We start from the raw sequence: 17971 nt of genomic DNA on the forward strand, positions 1-17971 counted from the left end.
ACCGGATTTCGGCCTGTGATCTGCCCTTTTGCGGTTGAAGTGATCTTCCGCGGGAGATGTCAGGCGGCGTTGCGGTATTCGTTGATCATGCCGCCGAGGATGCGTGTGCGACGGACGGCGAACCCCAGCGTCGGGGCGACCACGGGTGGCGAGTCGGGCGGGTGCTGACCGAGGGAGCGGTGAGGCCGGTGGGTGTTGAAATGCTCGGCGTAGCCGCCGAGGACCGACGTCAGGTGCCGTTCGGAGACGATCAACAGTCTGTCGGTGCATTCCCTGCGGACGGTGCCGACCCAGCGTTCCGCGATCGCGTTCGCCTGCGGGGCTTGCGGGGGTGTGCGTACCACGTCGATGCCGGCCCCGGCGAAGACAGCGTCGAAGGAAGCCGCGAACTTCGTATCGCGGTCACGGAGGAGGAACCGGAACCGGTGGCCACGCTCCTCGAGATCCATCAGCAGGTTCCGTGCACGCTGGGTGACCCACGCCGCGGTCGGGCGCTTCGTGACCCCGAGGACGTGGACACGGCAGGTGGCGTGCTCGACGACGAAGAACACGTAGATCCGCCGCAGGAACACGGTGTCCACGGTGAAGAAATCTCAGGCCAGCAGGCCGGAGGCCTGGGCAGACAGGAACGTGCGCCAGGAGGCGTCGGCCCGGCGGGGCACGGGATCGACACCGGCGCGGCCCAAGATCCGCCAGACGGTGGCGACCCCGACCGGATAGCCCAGCCCGATCAGTTCGCCCTGGATCCTGCGGTGGTCCCAGGTCGGGTTCTCCCGTGCGAGGCACAGGACCAGATCGCGGATCTCCCGCGGATTGGTGGCCGTCCGGGTGTCCTGCGCGGGTAGGCCCATTGTCGTGCGAGGAGATCGCGGTGCCACCGCAGCACGGTGGCGGGGGTGACGAAGAACGAACCCCAGCGGGCCCGGGGCAGCAGCCGGGACAGGGCTGCGAGGATCACCCGATCCTTCGGTTCCAGCGCCGGCCGGTTCACCTGCCGTCGCAGCACCGCCACTTGCTGCCGCAGGACGAGGAGCTCCGCCTCTTTCGCGGTGTCCCCACGGACCCGGAGCAGCATCAGTCCGAGAGTGTTGCGTGTCAGGGCGTAGAGCAGCGACCACACCATGATGTGCCCCGTTAATTCCGGACAGTCGTTATAGGTCTGGGCTATGCGGCGGTCTGCCTTTTCAGGTACTCGTCGTGGACCTGCTGCGGGGTTCGGTAGTCGAGTCCCGAGTGGCGGCGTGTCGTATTGTAGCGAAGTTCGATGTATCGGGCAATGTCGCGTCGGGCGTGTTCTCGGGTGGGATAGGCGGTGCGGTGGACGCGTTCGTTCTTGAGAGCTGCGAAGAAGGACTCGGCCATCGCATTGTCATAGCAAATTCCGGTCCGGCCGACGGACTGGCGGATCCCGAGGTTCTTCAACGTAGCAGCGAACTGGGTAGACGTATAGTTACCGAACTCAACCGGTCCTCGCAACACCGGGTTGTTGAAGTGAGAGTAGCTGGTTGTTCATCGCTTCGGTGGGGGTCTTCCAGTCGAGGGTCTTGCGGGGCCGGTCGTTGAGGGTCGCGGCGATGGTGGCGAGTTCGTGGCGGGTCCAGCGGGACAGGTCGGTGCCCTTGGGGAAGTACTGGCGTAGCAGCCCGTTGGTGTTCTCGTTCGTGCCGCGCTGCCAGGGGCTGTGCGGGTCGGCGAAGTAGACCCCCAGGCCCGTGTCGGCGGTCAGCGCGGCGTGTCCGGCCATCTCCTTGCCGCGGTCCCAGGTCAGGGTCCGCCGTAGCTGCTCGGGCAGCTCCGCGAACGCTCGTGTGATCGCGTCCCGGACAGCGTCGGCGCCGCGGCCTGCCAACGCCGGACCGTTCTTCACCCGTGGTTCATGGCCGTAGCCGTCCATGCGGGGCAGGTGCAGCAGGACCGTGAGCCGGGTGGTGCGCTCGACCAGCGTGCCGATCGCGGACCGGTTCAACCCGATGATCAGGTCGCCTTCCCAGTGCCCCGCGACCGCCCGGTCTGTGGCCTCAACAGGCCGGGCTCCGATCCGCACCTCGGGGGTGACCATGCCGTCGGGGCGGCGTCCGGCCCGCGCGCGTGGCACCCGCAGGGCGCGGCCCGTACGCAGGCACGCGACCAGCTCACGGCGCAACGCCCCCCGCCTCTCGATGTACAGGGCCTGGTAGATCGCCTCATGCGAGATCCGCATCGCCGGGTCGTCGGGAAAATCGACCCGCAGCCGCCGCGAGATCTGCTCCGGGCTCCACGCGCTGGCCCAACGGCGGTCCTGGCGGTGCGGCTTGTTCCTGCCGGTGAACGGCGCCGTCCACGGGCCGGGCACCACCGTGCCGTCGCCGCGCAGGACCGGCCCGGCGAGCCGGTCCTGCACATAGCCACGCAGCCGCTCGTTGCCTGCGAGCTTGGCAGTCTTGGGCCGGGCAGCCCGACGGTCTCGATGCCACTGCGCGAGCGTGGCCCGGTAGACCAGGGTCCCGCCGCGGGTACCGGCGTTCCGCCGCAGCTCCCGTGACACCGTCGACGCAGGCCGGCCCAAACCCCGCGCGATCCGGCGGATGCTGTCCCCGCGGGCACGACCCAGGGCGATCTCCTCCCGCTCCGCGAACGACAGGTATCGGCCCGACGGGGCGGGGAAGTCCGAAGGGGGCATCCCGCCACAGTTGCGGAACCACCGGGTCCCGACCGCCGGCGACACGCCGGCCGCGACACCGGCATCCTCGCTGCTCAGCCCACGCGCGACCGCGGCCCAGAACCGCTGCTGATGCTCCCACCGCGCCACCGGCGGCCGCCCCGGCGAGCACATCCCCGCCCGCCCCGTGACCGTCTGCGTCCAATCCGCCGGCCGTCCCATTCCCACACCTCCGGATCGAGGTGTTGCGACGACCAATTGAATCCGCCGTTGCTTCCGCGGTCCGAATGAAAAATCGCCCCGTCGGTGAGCTGGTGGTTACGGGCGGCCATGGTGATGGCTGTTTCGATGAGCCCGGTCTTGTAGTTGTCGTCCATTGCCCAGCCGATGACGGCTTTCGTGTGGCAGTCGATGACGGTCGCGAGATACAGCCAGCCTTCCCAGGTGGGAATGTAGGTGATGTCGCCGACCATTTTGGTTCCGGGAGTGTCGGCGGTGAAGTCGCGCTGCAGCAGGTCGGGGATCGCGGCCGGGGTCTGGCCGGGCTCGGTCAGGGTGTGTCGCCAGGGGCGGGGCTGGCAGGGCACCAGGCCCTGCTCGCGCATGAGGGCGCGGACGAGCTCGGGGCTGCAGGGGCGGCCCCAGGCGAGCAGGTCAGCGTGCACACGGCGGTAGCCGTAGGTGCCGTCGGAGGCGGTGAACGACCGAACGACGAGTGTGGCGAGTGCGCCGCGGCGGGTCGCGGTCGCGGAGGCGGGGCGGTCACGCCACTCGTAGAAACCCGAACGGGAGACACTAAGCCAGGCGCACATCTGGATGACCGACGGCGCTGGTGCACTGGTGTTCGTGGTGGTGCGGGCGGCGTACTCCGCATCGATGAACTCGAACGTGTCGCTCACCGATGATCCTTGGCGAAGTACGCTGCGGCTTTTTTCAGGAACTCGTTTTCCATGCGCAGCTCGCGGTTCTGCCGCTCGAGTTCACGTAGCCGGGCGCGTTCGTCGACGGTGGGCGGTGGTTCCTCGTCGGCGTGGGCTCGCCGGTAGGCGGCGACCCAAGTTCCCAGGGTTCCCTCCAGTATGCCGAGTTCAACCGCGACCTGGGAGATCGGACGGGATGTCTCGATCACCATCTTCACGGCCTCGTCCTTGAACTCAGGCGAGAACTTCCTGCGCCTCTGCGTCAACTATCTTCCCTCCCGGATGGGACCCCATTCTAGTAGGGGCCGCTGTCCGGAATAAAAGGGGCGCCCCACCATCCAGCCTGCCCGACACGGGCCCCGTCCGGCAGGCAAACATGCAGGTCACCGCCCGAATCGGGGTTCTGGAGCCCCACACGCTCGTCACGCACACCAGAACAGGTGTTGCCAGGTTCCCTGGCTACGAGATCACTACCCCTGCACGATCAGAGCTGGAAAGTCGCGATGTCGGTATGTATCGAGATGCCGTTCCCCGGGGGCGAAGGCCTGACCGCGGCCAGCCGGCGGCCGTCCTCGGCTCGCTGAGTTCCCGCGTATGGCGGAGCTGGGATACCAGCGTCCTGATCGCCAAGGACGTCGATCCGATCCCGGGCGAGTTGGCGATCAATGCCTGACGCCGTCGCCAACAGCTTCAGCCGACTTGCCGCGCGGGTCGTGGAGATCGGACGCCAACCGCGGGCCCGATCCATGGATCTGCTGATCGCGGCCACCGCACACGGCGCCGCCTACCGCACGAATCCCCCGGCCCGGCCGGCGCCTGGCGTCGCGCCGAGCGAGGTGCACGCCCTCATCGGCGAGAACGGCGCGGGCAAGAGCACGCTGCTGAAGCTGATCTACGGTCTGTACCGGCCGGACTCCGGTGAACTGCGCATCGACGGCTGCCGGGTCGCGGTGGGCTCACCCACCCAGGCCCGCGCGCTGGGCATCGGCATGGTCTTCCAGGACCTGCGGCTCGTACCCGCGTTCACCGTCGCGGAGAACTTCGCGCTGGCGCTGCGCCGCTCAGGTTTCACGCTCGGTCTCGACGAGCTGCGGCGCCGTATCACGGCGGCGAGCGAGGAGTACGGCCTCGCCGTCGATCCCCGGGCCGTCGTGCGCCATCTCTCCATCGGCGAGCGCCAATGGACCGAGCGGGTCTCCGCCGCGGCAGGGCCGTGATCTACGAGAACAGTGTCGATGGTCCGGTCCTCCACCGGCAGCAGGCTTCGCGATCGGGTTCATCTGTCCACATCCGGCGCGCAGAAGAACCAGTAACCCGAAACTACCCACGCTCTGTAATAGACTGTGTATGTCTGGTCAGATCGGGGCACGGGAAGAGCGGCGATGTGGGTGGTGCAGGCAGGCAGGCAGGCAGGCAACGGAGCCGACCACCAGCGGCCTGGAAGCGGTGAGCGAGATGGGCAACGCAGCCACGCCGCTGGTCCGAAAAGCGCGATCGGCGTCCAACCGTGTGGGCTGGGGGCGCAGGGCACAGTGGACGGCCGGCATGAGCCTGGCAACAGTCCTGGCTTCGGCGATCCTCGCCATCACACTCCCTGATCATACCGCGCTGATCACTATCAGAGCGATCGCGTTCTCCTGCTTCTTCCTCAGCGGGCTCGTCTGTATCGTGACCGGCCTGCGGCGTCGTGGGACGGAACGCCTGTGGAGGCTGCTGGTCGCGGTGATGATGCTCGCCGTCGGCACTGCAGCCGTGGCAATCTTCCTCGATTTGCTCGCTGGCGCGCCGCCGGTTCCACGGCTCACTGGCGCGTCCATGGTCTACCTGGTGCCGTGCGCGTTCGGGCTGGCCGGGTTGCTGCTCTACCCGTCGGATCGGCACCGGCCGGGAGAAGACACTGTCGCGGCAGCGCTGTGAGGAGTCACGCCGAAGGCGGACAAGCTCCTGATCAAGCCAAGACGAGCGCGCCGGGCCTGGTGCCGACGGCTCGAGGGACAGGTCAAACGACAGGCACGCCCGCGGGCGGCCAGTGTTCTCGGGAGTCACCTCTCACCGTCGGCCTCAGCCTGGCCGATCAGCTCCGGTCGGGCTGCCACCGACACTCACAGTGTTCTCGGTCGCGAGCCGCTTGATCAGCGTGGCGATCTCCGGGCTGATCGGTGGCCGTCCCGTCCGCTGCGGATGGGTCCATTTCCGTGTGATGAGACGGCGGTGCCACCGGAGGACGGTGCCGGGCGTGACCAGCCGGTGCGCTCGCAGCGCCCTGGGCAGGAGTCGGATCAGTGCGGCGAGGACCGCCCGGTCCGCCCAGTCCCACCGGGGCTTGGGCTGGGTACGGCGCAGCACCGCGACCTCGTGCCGCAGCGCAAGCAGCTCGATGTCCTTCGACGCCGACGAACGACCGAGGAGAACCAGCCAGCCACACACCCGCACAAAGATCATATAGAGCAGTCGCACGGACATAGTTGACCATCATGCCGACAGCCGCACCGCCGCATCAGCCCAGCTCACGGGCCCAGGCCGACTTCTGGCACCCCCGGCCCGACCACCCCGTCGCCGATGTCACGACGGAACGGATCAAGCGCCGACCCGTCCTCGGTGGTCTGATCAACGAATACGAACGAGCCGCCTAAAAGACCAGGTCAACGCCGGTGGCCGAGTTCCGGCACCCACAGGCCGCGAGCACGACTCCACGCCCTGAAAGCCTCCGGCGCGCTGCCGATCCTCACCGAGTGGACCACCGACCAGCACACGGTCCTGTTCGACCTTGGCTACGAAGGACTCGGATCACAGACCGGACCGCTGGCGATTCCGCATAAGAAACCCCGCGGCGGCACCCTCACCGACAGCCAGAAAGCACACAATCGCATCCACAACGCGCTACGCGCCATCGGTGAACGCGCGAACGCCCTACTCAAAGTCTCCTTCCGGCTCCTCCACAACATCACGATCGACCCCTGGAAGATCGGACTCGTAGCAAAAGCCGCTCTCGTCATCCTCCACACCGAGTACTGCGGACCAGCTGACACCCAACGCAACAACACCAGCATGACGCTACTCGGCGCGACGGAACCTTACCGGAAACGGCTCAGTATGGTACCGCAGCGCTGGCTGGGGTTGAGCGGGATGAACTCCTTTCCGTCCTGGGATATCTGCACGAACTGGTAGCAGGTGCTGAGCTGCCCGATGTTGGTCGCGAAGTCGACCTTGCTGGACAGGAGTCCGCCCGCCTCGTAATCGTGGACGGCGCGCAACGCGTTCACGAACCCCTCGCGGGTCGGGCATTCGCCGGCGTCCTGCAGCCCGCGCAGGTACAGGTCGGCCGAGATCCATCCCCACACGGCACTCTGCTGTTGCGGCGGCTGGGTCTCGGGTGCGTACCGGGCCATGGCGGAGATGAATGTCTGGTGGGCCGGCAGGTTCAGTTCGAACGGCGCGAAATCAACGTAGATCGTCGTTCCGGCGACCTGCGGGCCGAGTCGCTGGAGCAGGGCAGGGTCGTAGCCCGTGGGTGTCATCACCAGCTTCAGCTGGAGGCCAGCGTTGCGCACGGCCGGCATGAGCTGGGCCAGGACGTCGGGGGTCACCGCACCAGTGATCGTGTCGACATTCGCGGCCTTCAACTCCTGCGCCAGTCGGCTGAAACTGGTGGCACCGACCGTCACGTCCGGGTTGAGGACGACCGGGATCCCGGCCGATTCCATACTCGCCTGTAGCTGAGCCTCGTAGGTCCCCGGATTGAGGGCCAAGCCGAGGATGGCCACGCGGGTAGCCCCCTGGGACCGCGCGAAGTCACCCCAGGTGCTTACGGACCATCTCGCGGACTGGACGTAGAACCAGCTGATCATGTTCGGGTGGTCTGGCCAGGACTCGTCCATGCTGGGCCCGACCACCGGGATGCCGTGCTCCTCGACGTAGTCCGCCGAGCTGAGGGCCATGATCGAGCCCTGGATGATGCCGAACACGCCCTTGGTCTCGACCAGTTCGCGCACGACGTTCTGGGTGGACGACGGGTCGGACTGGGTGTCCTTCCACTCATAGACGACCTTCCGGCCGTTGACCCCGCCGTTGTCGTTCGCCACGCCGAGACGGGCATCGATCCCGGCGCGGAACGCCGCGAGGGCACCCGCGCCGATCCCCGTGTCGTCAATGGCCGTTCCGAGAGTGACCTGGGTCGAGGTCACACCGGGTGTCGCACAGCCCTCGGTCGCTGGCCCGGACCCGTCTCCCCCGCCCATGATCCCGCAGGCCGCCACCACACTCGTCAGGCCGCTGATCGCGATCACACTGACGGCAGCGTTCAGCCGCCGTGGACGACAAAATGGCATAAGCCCTCGATTCCTGCCTACCAACACCGTCCGCCTTCAGTAATCTTTAGAATCTTTAGGTCACTTAGAGTCGGCTCTACAGAGCCGTTGATCGAACACTCCCGAACTCAGATGATGACCGAGCCGGCATCGACCGGAAGCATCACACCGGTGACATAACGCGAACTCTCGGAGGCAAGCCAGAGGACAGCGTTGCTGATGTCCACTGGTTCGACCCAGGGCACGGGCAGTACGTTGAGCTTGCGCAGCGGTTCGTAAGCATCCTTCTCGGTCGGGTCATCGAGATCGGGTCGGGTGACCCGAAAAACATTTTCGTTCAGGAGCATGCGCGTCGACACGGAGCCCGGGGCGATGGCGTTCACCCGGATGCCGGCGGGTGCGAGTTCGATCGCGAGCGAGCCGACGAGACCTGTGAGGCCATGTTTCGACGTGTTGTAGGCGCCGAGGTTGGGCCGCGGCTTGAGCGAGGTGGAGGAAGCCGTCACGATGATCGAACCGCCCCGCCCTGTTCCCGTCATGGCGGGGGCCACTGCCTTCACCGTCTTCCACGCTCCGGTGAGGTTGACGTCGAGGATGTCGCGCCACTCCTGATCGGTGAGCTCCCACACGGCTTTCGCGAACTGTGCGATACCGGCGTTGACACAGAGGATGTCAATATGCCCGAAGCGTTCCATCGCCTTGTCGACGACCGCGGACAGCTGCTCGGACGAACGAACGTCCGCCACCTTGCACATCACCTGCCGGCCGAGCCCGCTGACCGCTTCGGCCGTCTCCCGGAGCTCATCCTCGGTGGCCAGCGGATACCGAACCGAGTCAATCTGTCGCGCGATGTCGACAGCTACGATGTCCGCGCCTTCCTGAGCCAGGAGCATGGCGTGGGAACGCCCCTGCCCCCGCGCGGCTCCGGTGATGAGCGCGACTTTTCCTGACAGTTGCCCGTCGGTCGTCATGCAGCTCCAGCCCTGGATAGTCGGTAGATGTGTGCATCGTCGATAGCGTCAGACCAACATGGCACCCGCGTCGATGGGCAACGTCACCCCGGTGATGTAGCGGGCATCCTCCGAGCTGAGGAAGAGGACAGCGTTCGCCACGTCGATCGCCTCGATCCACGGCACATCGAGGAGCCTGCCGGACTTCCTGCGCTCCTCGACCGAACCGTCCGCTCCGTCTCCGTCGGCCACCTGACGGGTCGCGCTGTTCTGAATCATCTGCGTGTTCGTCGACGTCGGATGCACTGAATTGACCCGGACGCCGAACGGCGCCAGTTCGATCGCGAAGGTGCGCATCAGGCCGACAACCGCGTGTTTGGCCGTGACATAATGGCCGATGCCCGGGCGGGCACGAAGACCCGCCATGGAGCTGGTGAAGACTATGGATGCTCCCACACCGGACCGAATCAGATAGGGCACGGCAGCCTTGCAGGTGTTCCAGGCGCCAGTCACATGGACATCGATCATCTCGTTCCACTCGGTCTCGGCGAGATCGACCGCGGCACCGTAGGAGATGAAACCTGCGTTCGCGCACACGATGTCGAGGCGGCCGAGTTCGACGACCGCCTTGGCCAGCCCCGCCTGAATCGACTCCCCGTCCCGGACGTCGGACTCGAACGCGACCGCGTGTCGGCCAAGCGCCCGGACCTCCGCCACGGTCTGGTCAAGATCCGACGAACTCGCCATTCCGTACGGCGCCGACGACACAGGTGAACAGACGTCCGTCGCGATGATGTCCGCGCCCTCCTCGGCCAGCCGGGCAGCGAAGCTCCTTCCAAGCCCCCGCCCGGCGCCCGTCACGAATGCCACCTTGCCCTGAACTTTGGCCACGGCTAGCCAATCCTTTTCCCTGGACGCGAACAACCAGCAGCGGAAAATCGCCTGGTCGGACAACGACGCATTCGCTACCCGCCGCCCGAAGAAGGGAGGAAGCCTGGCGGATTGAAACTGCCCGGCTCGGACCTGGCGACGGGTGTCGACACAGGGCCGACTACCGCTGAGAGTGCAGACAAAGATCCACTTCGCCATCGCATCAGACGTGATCTGGACCACGCCCATGCTAACGAGGCACCGCCAACTAGTCCAGGTCTAAATAGTCGATTACATGGCCTATTTACCCAGCCAATGTCCGCTTTAATAGCAATTGGGGCATTTTTGGCTCAGTCACGCACCCCCCGCGCGGCGACCAGCCGGATGCGATGCGGCGGTGCGTGGACCGGGTGGGGCCGCGGGCCGACCCCCACCCGGTCCACGCACCGCCCGGTCCAGGCACTGCCCGGTCCACACCCACCAGCTGGTCCCCCACCAGCGGACGACGCCGACACCTGTGACAGATCTACCCCGGACTGATCGGGACGAGGATTCGATCACTCCCTTGACACTTCATGTCTATCTATAGACAATCGCACACTAGACAATATTGGTGACCGCTGTGGGCGACGCGATCAGCTCCGCGGGAGCCGCTGGGCATGACCTGGTTCACCGCCGACGGTCGCAGAGAAACACCGAGAGGAGCAGGAGAATGAGTACGGTCGGAGACAGGGAACTGAATGGCGCCGTCGGAATCGTTCATACGTCGATCGAGGCTGTGAACGACGGCGCCAACCCTTATCAGACGCTCGCCCCCTTACATGATTATGGCGAGGCGGTCATCATGCCGGAGGGGTACCTCGCGGTCTGGGGTCACCAGGCGTGTATGGACATCATGCGGTCGTCGGCATGGGGCCGGCATCTTCCTGATTCCTCCATCCGGGCCGCCTGGCAGCACGATCTGACCGCGGAGCAGGCCGAGCTTCTGCGGCAGGAGGAGCCACCGCACATCGCACCGTGGTTGCAGACCTTCGACGGCCCTGAACACGCACGCCAGCGGTCGCTCGTCAGCAAGCCATTCACGCCCCGCCGGCTGCAGGTCATGCGGCAGCGGACAACGGAGGTCGTCGGCCGGCTCGCCGCCGCCGCGCCACGAGGTGTGCCGTTCGACTTCATGTCCACCATCGCCTTTCCGATTCCGAACCAGGTTGTCGGCGAACTCGTGGGTCTACCCCTGCAGGATCGTGACTGGTTCGCCGAGCGGGCGGTGCTGCTGCTGGCGGAGCGCGACCCCCGGTCCAGCTTCGATCAGCTGCGGAGGTCGACCCGGGCCATCCGTGAGCTGGGTGACTACATCCGCGGACTGCTTCGAGGCGAAACGTGCCCGACGGAAGGACTGGCCTCGGACCTGCTCGAGGCGGAGGAGACCGGCGCGCGACTCACCGAGCCCGAACTTCTGTCGCTGATGCTCCTGATGTATGTCGCGGGACACGGCACAACAGCGCACTCGATGGGTAATGGCTTGTACGTACTGCTCCAGCACCCGGATCAGCTGGCGGCGCTGCGCGCCGACCGGGGGCTGACCCGCTCGGCCGTCGAGGAGATCCTCCGCTGGGACAGCGGGGTGACATCGGTCGACTACAGCGCCGTGGAAGATACCGACATCGACGGCATCCGCGTTCCGGCCGGAACGCCGGCGCATCTGTTCCTTTCCGCCGCGAACCGGGATCCCCGGGTCTATACAGATCCCGGTAGCTTTGACATCAGGCGAACCGAGGGGCCGACGGTCGTGTTCGGCGCGGGGCCGCATTTCTGCCTGGGCGCGGCACTTGCCCGCCTGGAGCTGGAGATCGCCCTCGACGTTCTCCTGGCCGGCTTCGCCTCGATCGAACTGGCGACATCGACACCGCCCCGCGGCGACTCCTTCAACTATCGCTACTTCACGCAGCTGCCCATTGTGGTCAGCGACAACTGACCTGTCATCGACGGGTGGGAAATCCGGCGGGCCGGCCGATGCCGCCGGCCCGGCGGAAAGATGCCCGACCACCGGACAGGACGTACCTCGGGAGGTACACGTGGACGACGAACTGTACGAGGCGGAGGTCACACGAGACCGTTGCGTCGGCTCCCGCATGTGCGTGGATCTCGTGCCCACGATATTCAGTTTCAGCGACGGCGACGGGCGGGCGCAGGCCGGTGGCACCGCGCCGCAGGAAGATCTGATCGAGGCGGCCGAATCCTGCCCGGTCGAGGCGATCCTTGTCCGCAGCCTGCGCACCGGCGAGCAGATATTTCCCTGAGGTTGCCCGGCAGGCCGCCAGGATCACGGCGGTCGACGACTGACGGGGGCGGCAGGCTCAGGCCGTCCCCAGTGTCAGCCCCACCCGCCCGCCGTCCACCGGGATAACGGCACCAGTCACGTACGCCGCGGCATCAGACGAAAGAAATGCGACCACCTGTGCGATTTCGTCAGGCGCCGCGGCACGTCTGAGGACGGTACTGTCAAGAACTTTCTCCATGAGGCTGGTCCCGCTGCCCTGGGACGGGTCGTCCACCGCGGCACGCGCCACGCAGTTGACCCGGATGCCGTACTTCCCGAACTCGTGCGCCATCACCCGGGTGAGTGCCACCATGCCCGCCTTGGCGGCGGAGTACGACGGGACCTGCGGGTTACCGAGGAGCCCGTCGATCGAGCCGATGTGCACGATCGCCGCGTGCTCCGAGTGACGCAAGGCGGGCAGGAAGGCTTTGGCCGATACCAGCGGCCCCAACAGGTTGGTCTCGAGGACCTCGCGCCACGTCTCGACCGCGGAGAATTCAATGGAACCCCGGTCGATCGCAAAGTGCGCCGTCACCAGGATATCGGTACCGATGTAGCGGCCCGCCAGCGATGCGGACAGTTGCTCCAGCTGGGACAGATCAGTTATGTCCACGACGGCGGACTGCACGGACCCGGCCACTGCGGCGATCGCCTCGACCGTCTCGGCCAGCGCACCTTCGGCGGGGTCGGCCACCACAACGTGCGCGCCGGCCAGGGCGAACCGGAGCGCACAGGCCCGCCCGACCACGTTCGCCGCTCCGACGACCACCGCCGTCCTGCCGCTCAGGTCCATCCGCACGCACCTCCCCGTCCGACTGCTCCCGCGCGATGACCCTCACGGCGCAGCAGTGACTGTGGCCAGTACCGATCTCCGGGCGCGCCGGGCAGCCCACAGCATCACGCCGGCCGAGGTCATCGACAGCACCGCGATGCTGTACCAGCCGACCTGGTAGCCCCACCAACCGACCGTGAGTCCGAACAGCAGCGGGCCCACCGCCGCCCCGCCCGCCGTGCCGACCTGGCCCAGGCCTGACGCCCGCGCGGGAGCGAGCGGACTGCCCCGCACAAGGCCGACGTCAAAGAGGCCGGCCCAGCCACACCCCACGCTCAGCGCCACGATCGCACCCGCGACCACCAGCACGGTGTCGCGGGTCCCCATCGCTCCCGCACCGAGCGCGCAAGCAAGAATCATCCATCCGCACAACTGGAACGCCGACACGTCACCACGGTCCAGACACCACCCGCCACCGATACGGACGGCGATACCGGCGGTGCTCCCGACAGCCAGCAGAATCCCGGCACTACTCTGCGAGAGGCCGGCCTCGACGGCGGACAGCACAACGAACGCCAGCACCGCCCCCATCGCGATCGACGCGCCAGCGGCAGCCGACGTCGGCGGGAGGATCACAGCGACGCTGGGGCGTCCCTTCGGCATCGCGACGCCGCCGGCCCGGTGCGTCGCCGCTGTGCCGCCCGCGGCCGGACCGGGAGCCTGCAGCGTCCGGATGCGGCGGCTCAGCACCGCCGCAGCGACCGCCAGCACGCTCACGGCTCCGTAGGCCCAGCGCCAGCCGAGGGTCAGGCCCACGAGCGGCACCGCGAGACCAGCCAGCAGAGCCGCCGCGGGCGTCGCCGCCTGCTTGATGCCGAAGACGAACCCATGCTGATGCGCGCCGACCTCGCTGGCCAGGAGAAGGCTGCACGCGGGCATGCCCAGGCCCATCGCGCAGCCGGCGAGGAACATGCAACCGAGCAGAATTCCGTACGACCCGGCCAGCAGCCCGACCCCGACGCAGCTGACGGCGGCGGCGGAATTCGCCGCCATCATGGCCCGGGACCACCCGATGCGATCCGCGAGCCCGCCAGCGAACAGCGCTACGGCGGCGCCCGCGCCCCCGTAGACGGTACTCACCACCCCGATGGCCACGTCGTCGATGCCGAGATCCATCTTGATCTGCGGCGCCAGGGCACCCAGCAGCAGCGAGGGCATCACGACCGTGACGACGCCCAGCGCGCTCGCCCCCACGACCACCAGGAATCTGCCCCTCGGTGCGGAGCCTTCGGATCTCACCCTGACCTGCTTTCGCCGCGGCATGTATCTCCGTTCGCGGTTCATCAAGCCGGTGGTGTCAAGGTTTGGCGTAATGATCGAAGAGCAGGGACATACTGTCGCCGACGCTGCCCGGAACCGCGAGGTCCGCCATGTTCTGGATAGCATCGACACGTTCCGCCACCGTCTCGATGGTCAGGTCCGGATCGAAGAAGCCACGGGTCTCCGCGATGATTATCTTGGTGACCAGTCCACCGGCCACACCGAAGACCTGACCGGTCAGTGCGCACTGCTCGTGACACAGCCAGGCCACAACCGGAGAGACCTTGGCCGCGTCGAGGCGGGCAGCTCCGTCCGGGTCGACGAAGAGCTGTCCCATGATTTCTTCGGTCATGCGGGTCAGCGCGGCCGGTGAGACGGCATTGCAGGAAACACCGTACTTCGCTCCCTCGACCGCCACCGTCCGAGTGAGGCCGATCAGTCCGGCCTTCGCCGCCGAGTAGTTGGCCTGCCCGAAGTTGCCGTACAGGCCGGCTGGCGATGTCGTGTTCACTATGCGGCCGTAGCGCTGCTCACGCAGATGCGGAAAGGCTGCCTGGGTGACCAGGAAGGAACCCCGCAGATGGACGTCGATCACGGCGTCGAAGTCGGCCGGCTCGAGTTTGGTCAGCGATCTGTCCCGGAGAATTCCGGCGTTGTTGACCACGATGTCGATACGGCCGAACGTGTCGAGTGCGGTCTGGACCATGGCGGCCGCGCCGTCCGGGGTGGATACCGAGCGCGTGTCAGCCACCGCTTCCCCGCCGGCTTCTTTGATCTCGTCGGCGGCGCGGTGGGCGGCGCCGCCGTCGGCATCCTGACCAGCGACGGTTCCACCGAGGTCATTGACAACCACGCGGGCGCCGCGCGACGCCAGGAGCTTCGCGTGCTGCAGTCCGAGACCGCCCCCCGCACCGGTCACCAGGGCAACCCGGTTGCCAAAACGAAACTCGGCCATGAGCGTTCCTCCATGATTTCACCACGATGCCTGCATCATGGTTGGGTCTACGTGCCAACTCGGGTTCAGCTGAACCGGCCGCGAAGCTCTCTTTTGAGGATCTTTCCGGCCGCATTCCTCGGAAGTTCGTCGAGAATCTCGATCCGCCGCGGGCATTTGAAGTGGGCCAACCGCGCCCGGGCGAACTCACTCAGGTCGGCCGGGACGCAGGTGGCGCCCGGACGCAGGGTCACCACGGCCACCACGGTCTCGCCCCAACGCTCGTCGGGCACGCCGAACACCGCCGCATCACCGACATCCGGGTGGCCGACCAGGATCTGCTCGACCTCGAGCGAATAGACGTTGAACCCACCCGAAATAATCATGTCTTTGAGGCGGTCTACGACATAGAGGTTGTGAGCGGCGTCTAGGACACCGACATCACCGGTACGAAGCCACCCGTCCGCGGCGAGCAGACGATCGGTCTCCTCGGCCCGGTTCCAGTAGCCGATGGTGTTCTGTGGCCCGCGCGCCCAGATCTCGCCTTCCACACCAACCGGCAGGTCGGTGCGCCTGACCGGATCCACAATCCGAATCTCATAGGATGGTATGGCTCGCCCCACCGATGCCGGCGCGATCTCTTCGCCGTATCGATGCGGCGGCGTCATCGCGATGCCGCCACAGGTCTCCGTCATCCCGTATCCCTGAAAGAAATCACAGGTCGGCAGCCGCCGCATAGCCCGGTCGATCACGGCCGCCGAAGACGGAGCGGCACCATAGATCAGTACTCGCAGGCTGGACAGGTCGATCTCGTCGTCGGCCGGTTGATCAAGCAGCGCGACGATCATCGCCGCCACGAACAGCGCGTGGGTAATGCGCCTCGCCCCGAGAAGTTCCAGGATGGTGGCGCCTGACGCGTTCTCGGCAATGACGACTTCACCGCCGACATGTAAGATCGAGAGCAGAAAGATCGAACCGCTGATATTAAACAGCGGAAAAAGCGCCAGCGCCCGGATCTCCGGGCCAACGAACCAGACATCTCTGTTCGCGGCGAGGGCGGCCGTGATGTTGGCCTCGGTCAGTCGCACACCTTTCGACCGACCGGTGGTGCCGCTGGTGTAGACCATGAGTACCACACTGTCGGCGTAACCGACCCGCGGCACGAACCGCGTCATGTCCCCGGTGCCGCACCATGTCCGGTAGTCGCGATCAAGAGACACCCGGAGGACGCCCGCGGCGGCGGAACCCAGCAGCGGCAGGTACTCGTCCGCGACGAACACAAGGCTGGGCTGGCAGTCGTCGAGAATATCGGCAACCTCCGCCGGCGAGAGCCGACAATTGATCCCGACGACCACCGCACCGACAAAGTCCGCGCCGTAGATGAGCTCGACGTAGGGTAGATCGTTACGAGCCAGGATCGCTATTCGGTCGCCAAGACCGAGCCCCTGCACCGTCAGTGCTGCCGCGACGCGCAGCGCACCGTCCGCCAGCTCCCGGTAGGAAGTCGACCCCGACCGGGTGGTTACCGCCGGGTGAGCTGGCCGGTCAGCAGCTATCGCAAGCAACGTCCGACCTAACGATGCGGGACTCCTGGTGCTATTCGTCATCGCCGCACTCCCCATGCCGAACTCGACTCGGGTATTTCTGGCTTCCCGATCTGGTCATTCACGCAATTTTTCACACCGATCCGGCGGCTCCACCCCGGGTGCGACCAGTGCTGCCAATTATCGTCCGATGGACTATTCATGTCAAGAGATTCACGTCCGGTTCCGCCTCGACGAGAACGCGGCGCGGCGGCGTCGCCCGGGCCAGAGGTGCGTGGTCCCGCGTGCCGGCGGTCGGTCGACCGACACCACCCGCATAGTGCACGAAGCTGGCTGCTACGACAAATCCTACGAAACAACCTTGCAGCTACTCTGACACTAGACTATTACTGGAGGCATCTTCTTCCCTAGGATTCCGGACATCCGGCCGCAAGGCCGCAGACCCCCGCTTCCGGGATCATGATGTGAGGTCACGATATGCCGATGTGTTCCACCGAACTATTGCAAGGTCAGCGGATCGGCTTCGGCACCGCCGGCCTTTCCGTCGCTGTGCCGGCGCCACGGGATGTCGCCCGATCCGTGGTGCACGCGGCGCTCGACGCAGGAGTCCGACTCCTTGATACCGCCGCGTCCTACATACCTGACCACCAGGCGGTGGGCCATAACGAAAAGGTGATTGCGGACGCCCTCTCGGCCTGGACCGGCGATCGGTCGTCGGTCATTGTCAGCACCAAGGGCGGAATGATCCGAGCGACCACGATCGACTATTCCACCGACCTGGCCACCTGTGGCTGTCGTCGCTGTATCATCAGCGACTGCGATACCAGCCTGCGGGCGCTCGACGTCGACCAGGTCGCCCTGTACCAGCTGCATGCGCCGGACCCCCGTACACCGATCGAGGAATCGGTTCGGACAATGGCCGAACTACAACAGGCGGGAAAGATCCGCGAGATCGGTCTGTCGAACATCGGCCTCGACGACCTCACCCGTGCCGAGAGCGTCACCCGAATCGCCTCCGTTCAGAACCGTCTCAATCCGGCTGACCTGGCCAGTCTGGCCGTCCTCCGGGCCTGCGAGAAGAGCGGAATACTTTTCCTGGCCTACTCCCCGCTCGGCGGCCTCGGCGGCGCGGCGCGACGACTCGCGGCTCGCAGCGAGGCGTTCGCCGGTGTGGCCGGCGCCAAGGGAACCTCCACACAGAGCGTCATACTGGCCTGGGAACGGGCGCTCTCACCGGTGCTGGTACCCGTTGTCGGAGCCCGGCGCCCGGAAACGATCCGCGACAGCGCGTCGTTCTCGACCATGCGACTCACCGACGAGGAAGTCGCGCTCCTGGATGCCGCGGTGGGCTTGCCAGGCCTGGACAGTCCGGCCGAAAATCTCGGTTGAACCCCGC

At 66.5% G+C, this 17971-nt stretch carries 17 protein-coding genes and 2 pseudogenes; 7 read left to right on the forward strand and 12 right to left on the reverse strand.

Annotation, left to right across the window (positions count from 1 at the left end):
* Window positions 1-59: 59 nt before the first annotated feature.
* The 4 genes and pseudogenes from FRANEAN1_RS41385 to FRANEAN1_RS21725 all read right to left on the reverse strand — a co-directional run bounded on the left by FRANEAN1_RS41385 (window position 60) and on the right by FRANEAN1_RS21725 (window position 3824).
* Window positions 60-1123: pseudogene (locus FRANEAN1_RS41385) on the reverse strand (integrase core domain-containing protein).
* Window positions 1124-1459: 336 nt separating this feature from the next.
* A complete protein-coding gene (locus tag FRANEAN1_RS21715; protein WP_049795723.1) occupies window positions 1460-2812 on the reverse strand; it encodes an IS30 family transposase in 1353 nt (450 codons plus the stop codon).
* A complete protein-coding gene (locus FRANEAN1_RS43895) occupies window positions 2734-3537 on the reverse strand; it encodes an IS3 family transposase (protein ID WP_020461972.1) in 804 nt (267 codons plus the stop codon). Before FRANEAN1_RS43895 ends, FRANEAN1_RS21715 begins: the two co-directional genes overlap by 79 nt.
* A complete protein-coding gene (locus FRANEAN1_RS21725) occupies window positions 3534-3824 on the reverse strand; it encodes an IS3 family transposase (RefSeq protein ID WP_020459004.1) in 291 nt (96 codons plus the stop codon). Before FRANEAN1_RS21725 ends, FRANEAN1_RS43895 begins: the two co-directional genes overlap by 4 nt.
* A gap of 399 nt (window positions 3825-4223) precedes the next feature.
* Here FRANEAN1_RS21725 and FRANEAN1_RS21730 point away from each other — a divergent pair, with 399 nt between their 5' ends.
* Window positions 4224-4775 (forward strand): ATP-binding cassette domain-containing protein, encoded by a 552-nt coding sequence (locus FRANEAN1_RS21730; RefSeq protein ID WP_020461973.1) that lies wholly within the window; start codon window positions 4224-4226, stop codon window positions 4773-4775.
* A gap of 238 nt (window positions 4776-5013) precedes the next feature.
* Window positions 5014-5475, forward strand: coding sequence for a hypothetical protein (locus tag FRANEAN1_RS21735; protein WP_020461974.1), 462 nt, complete (start codon window positions 5014-5016; stop codon window positions 5473-5475).
* Window positions 5476-5619: 144 nt separating this feature from the next.
* Here FRANEAN1_RS21735 and FRANEAN1_RS21740 read toward each other — a convergent pair whose 3' ends face one another.
* Window positions 5620-6021: a hypothetical protein gene (locus FRANEAN1_RS21740; RefSeq protein ID WP_020461975.1), complete on the reverse strand. Its 402-nt coding sequence runs from the start codon at window positions 6019-6021 to the stop codon at window positions 5620-5622.
* An 11-nt stretch (window positions 6022-6032) separates the two neighbouring features.
* Here FRANEAN1_RS21740 and FRANEAN1_RS43900 point away from each other — a divergent pair, with 11 nt between their 5' ends.
* Window positions 6033-6191, forward strand: coding sequence for a hypothetical protein (locus tag FRANEAN1_RS43900; RefSeq protein WP_347176706.1), 159 nt, complete (start codon window positions 6033-6035; stop codon window positions 6189-6191).
* Between the two features lie 61 nt (window positions 6192-6252).
* Window positions 6253-6582 (forward strand): annotated as a pseudogene (locus tag FRANEAN1_RS39370) (transposase family protein); the annotation flags it as partial.
* Window positions 6583-6632: 50 nt separating this feature from the next.
* Here FRANEAN1_RS39370 and FRANEAN1_RS21750 read toward each other — a convergent pair.
* From FRANEAN1_RS21750 to FRANEAN1_RS21760, 3 genes are all read right to left on the reverse strand, one after another.
* Window positions 6633-7844 (reverse strand): ABC transporter substrate-binding protein, encoded by a 1212-nt coding sequence (locus tag FRANEAN1_RS21750; protein WP_347176707.1) that lies wholly within the window; start codon window positions 7842-7844, stop codon window positions 6633-6635.
* 149 nt (window positions 7845-7993) lie between these two features.
* Entirely contained in the window at window positions 7994-8836 is an 843-nt protein-coding gene (locus FRANEAN1_RS21755; RefSeq protein ID WP_020461977.1) for a mycofactocin-coupled SDR family oxidoreductase, read from the reverse strand.
* 48 nt (window positions 8837-8884) lie between these two features.
* A complete protein-coding gene (locus tag FRANEAN1_RS21760; RefSeq protein ID WP_347176708.1) occupies window positions 8885-9934 on the reverse strand; it encodes a mycofactocin-coupled SDR family oxidoreductase in 1050 nt (349 codons plus the stop codon).
* A gap of 463 nt (window positions 9935-10397) precedes the next feature.
* On the opposite strand from FRANEAN1_RS21760, the gene FRANEAN1_RS21765 reads away from it, so the two are divergent.
* Together FRANEAN1_RS21765 and FRANEAN1_RS21770 are read left to right on the forward strand one after the other, a co-directional pair.
* Window positions 10398-11660: a cytochrome P450 gene (locus tag FRANEAN1_RS21765; protein ID WP_020461979.1), complete on the forward strand. Its 1263-nt coding sequence runs from the start codon at window positions 10398-10400 to the stop codon at window positions 11658-11660.
* Between the two features lie 100 nt (window positions 11661-11760).
* A complete protein-coding gene (locus tag FRANEAN1_RS21770; protein ID WP_041254574.1) occupies window positions 11761-11985 on the forward strand; it encodes a ferredoxin in 225 nt (74 codons plus the stop codon).
* A 57-nt stretch (window positions 11986-12042) separates the two neighbouring features.
* On the opposite strand, the gene FRANEAN1_RS21775 is transcribed toward FRANEAN1_RS21770, so the two are convergent.
* From FRANEAN1_RS21775 to FRANEAN1_RS21790, 4 genes are all read right to left on the reverse strand, one after another.
* A complete protein-coding gene (locus FRANEAN1_RS21775; RefSeq protein WP_020461980.1) occupies window positions 12043-12798 on the reverse strand; it encodes an SDR family oxidoreductase in 756 nt (251 codons plus the stop codon).
* A gap of 42 nt (window positions 12799-12840) precedes the next feature.
* The gene (locus tag FRANEAN1_RS21780; RefSeq protein WP_198145350.1) at window positions 12841-14076 is read right to left on the reverse strand and encodes an MFS transporter; all 1236 of its coding nucleotides are present in this window, start codon (window positions 14074-14076) and stop codon (window positions 12841-12843) included.
* A gap of 58 nt (window positions 14077-14134) precedes the next feature.
* On the reverse strand, window positions 14135-15052 hold the full coding sequence (locus tag FRANEAN1_RS21785) for an SDR family oxidoreductase (protein WP_020461982.1): 918 nt from the start codon (window positions 15050-15052) through the stop codon (window positions 14135-14137).
* Between the two features lie 65 nt (window positions 15053-15117).
* Window positions 15118-16596, reverse strand: coding sequence for an AMP-binding protein (locus FRANEAN1_RS21790; RefSeq protein ID WP_041254578.1), 1479 nt, complete (start codon window positions 16594-16596; stop codon window positions 15118-15120).
* 462 nt (window positions 16597-17058) lie between these two features.
* Here FRANEAN1_RS21790 and FRANEAN1_RS21795 point away from each other — a divergent pair, with 462 nt between their 5' ends.
* Window positions 17059-17964 (forward strand): aldo/keto reductase, encoded by a 906-nt coding sequence (locus tag FRANEAN1_RS21795; RefSeq protein ID WP_063748401.1) that lies wholly within the window; start codon window positions 17059-17061, stop codon window positions 17962-17964.
* Window positions 17965-17971 lie beyond the last annotated feature (7 nt).

This window comes from Parafrankia sp. EAN1pec (genome assembly GCF_000018005.1).
GTDB classification, from domain to species: Bacteria; Actinomycetota; Actinomycetes; order Frankiales; family Frankiaceae; genus Parafrankia; species Parafrankia soli.